This window comes from Teredinibacter waterburyi (assembly GCF_001922985.1).
Lineage (GTDB): Bacteria > Pseudomonadota > Gammaproteobacteria > Pseudomonadales > Cellvibrionaceae > Teredinibacter > Teredinibacter waterburyi.
Window position 1 is genome coordinate 1 of record NZ_MRUH01000151.1, and the last position, 1075, is coordinate 1075.

Consider the following 1075-nt stretch of genomic DNA (forward strand, 5'->3'; position numbering starts at 1 on the left):
GTCGCGCAGCTCCATTTTACACAAACGCTCACAGCAAAAATTGCAGGTGAGCTTGGCGTTAAGCACCAAAATGAAGAGTATCTATGGCTAATAAATGGTTCGCTGCGATTTTAGGGTTTTTAGTCCCTCCTCTGGCATTTCTCTATCTTGCTAAATTGCGATTTGCGGCACTATATTTTGTTTTGTTAATTGCATCTGGAGTATCGGATTTCTATCTTTCATCTGCGATTGGTTTATCTTTTCTCGCATTTTTATTGAGCGTATTGGCAACAATTCATGCTTTCATTTTGGCAAAAAATGTCGATTTTAAAGATGAGCGAAAATGGTATAGCAATTGGTGGGGAGCGCTATCAATACCCATTTCTATATTTGCATTAATTTTCCTAATTAGATCTTTTGTAGCAGAGCCTTTTTCAATCCCGTCGGAGTCGATGTCTCCTTCTCTTGAGGTTGGTGATTATGTCGCAGTTAAAAAGTGGGGCTATGGTTTATACGGCTCATTTGGAATTACACTAATTAGTCAGAAAGTAGAAAATAGAACTCCTTTATCTAGAGGTGATATTGCTGTTGTAATTCCACCTCACGATCCTCGTCCTTTTGTAGAAAGAGTAATAGGGGTTTCCGGCGACGTTATAGAGTTTCGTGATAAACAGTTAATAATTAACGGGAAACCGATTGAGACAAAAACTTTGGAAAATGGAATTGTCAGTGAGGTGTTTGGTGAAAACATATCTAACGTAAAATACATAAATGATAATAGCCGTTTGAGGTCAGGGATATGGACTGTGCCTGATGGCCACTATTTTGTAATGGGTGATAATCGTGATAACTCAGCAGACAGTAGAGTATGGGGTATGGTTCCAGCTGAAAATGTTATTGGTCGTGTTTTTGCGAAGTGGTAAAAATGCTTAACAAACGCTTCCAGCATGACGCCAAAACCTCCGCGTTTTTGTGTTACTCGCTGCGCTCAAACATTAACACAAAAACACTCCAGTTTCGGCGCAGCTGAAGCGGGCGTTAGGCATCGGGGCGCAACAATGAATATTCGGCCTTGTGAGTCCATAGATATAGAAAA

Annotated in this window: 1 protein-coding gene; it reads left to right on the forward strand. The window is 40.2% G+C overall.

Annotated elements, in window-relative coordinates:
- Positions 1 to 83 precede the first annotated feature (83 nt).
- Positions 84 to 902, forward strand: coding sequence for a signal peptidase I (gene lepB / locus IDZ20_RS10955; protein WP_188151477.1), 819 nt, complete (start codon positions 84 to 86; stop codon positions 900 to 902).
- The last annotated feature ends 173 nt before the right edge of the window (positions 903 to 1075 follow it).

Bases quoted from the DNA above. Each gene is read 5' to 3' on its own strand.
- lepB (WP_188151477.1), top strand. From the start codon at position 84: ATGGCTAATAAATGGTTCGCTGCGATTTTAGGGTTTTTAGTCCCTCCT.